1 pseudogene is annotated in these 279 nt (G+C 57.7%); it reads right to left on the bottom strand.

From position 1 onward, the window contains the following. Positions 1-126 (bottom strand): annotated as a pseudogene (locus AB9K37_RS00010) (transposase); the annotation flags it as partial. Between the last annotated feature and the right edge of the window lie 153 nt (positions 127-279).

Genomic DNA, 279 nt, shown 5'->3' with positions numbered 1-279 from the left:
TTTGTTGAGCGGGGTCAACCCCAGCCAGGCCGCCAGATCGCGTCCGGTCCGAAACTGTTTTGCATCGCCGATCGTTGCGACAATCGCCGAAGCCGTGATCGGTCCGATCCCAGGCATGCGCATCAATCGGCGGGCATCCGTCTGTGGGTGGCTCCTGCATTGCAAGTGTTTTCTGGTGATTTCTGCGGTCATTTTCGTCAGTACCGTCGTCTGTCCGGCCTGTTTATGTTTTGGCATTGCCTCCACTGGCCCTGATGAGTTCCGCAAGCGAGGTTCCAA

Source organism: Donghicola sp. XS_ASV15 (genome assembly GCF_041224595.1).
Lineage (GTDB): Bacteria > Pseudomonadota > Alphaproteobacteria > Rhodobacterales > Rhodobacteraceae > Donghicola.
This window is presented reverse-complemented; position numbering and strand designations above follow the sequence as displayed.